The sequence below is a fragment of the Streptomyces sp. KR80 genome, from assembly GCF_052245555.1.
In the GTDB taxonomy this organism is placed as follows: Bacteria; Actinomycetota; Actinomycetes; order Streptomycetales; family Streptomycetaceae; genus Streptomyces.
The window spans coordinates 1-608 of sequence record NZ_JBQQCD010000054.1; the positions used below are offsets into that span (position 1 = coordinate 1).

At 64.8% G+C, this 608-nt stretch carries 1 pseudogene; it reads left to right on the forward strand.

Annotated elements, in window-relative coordinates:
- Window positions 1-608, forward strand: a pseudogene (locus ACTWQI_RS29880) (ABC transporter ATP-binding protein); the annotation flags it as partial.

The following is a 608-nucleotide window of genomic DNA, read 5'->3' on the forward strand; positions in this document are numbered from 1 at the left end:
GTGACCTTCACCGCGTACCGGGGTGAGGCGATCGGGCTGATCGGGTCGAACGGGTCGGGCAAGTCGACGTTGCTGCGGGCGATCGCGGGGTTGCTGCCGCCGGAGCGGGGCCGGGTCTACACCGATGGGCAGCCGTCGTTGCTGGGGGTGAACGCGGCGTTGATGAACGATCTGACCGGGGAGCGGAATGTGATCCTGGGGGGTCTGGCGATGGGGATGTCGCGGGAGCAGGTCCGGGATCGCTATCAGGGGATCGTGGACTTCTCGGGGATCAATGAGAAGGGTGACTTCATCACGTTGCCGATGCGGACGTATTCCTCGGGTATGGCGGCGCGGTTGCGGTTTTCGATTGCGGCGGCCAAGGATCACGATGTGCTGATGATCGATGAGGCGTTGGCGACCGGTGACCGGGCGTTCCAGAAGCGGTCGGAGGCGCGGATCCGGGAGTTGCGCAAGGAGGCGGGGACGGTGGTCTTGGTCAGTCACAACAACAAGTCGATCCGGGACACCTGTGACCGGGTGCTGTGGCTGGAGAAGGGCCCGTCCATGACGAGCTCGCCCTTCTCATGGACGGGCCCACCGACGAGGTCATCAAGGCCTACGAGAAG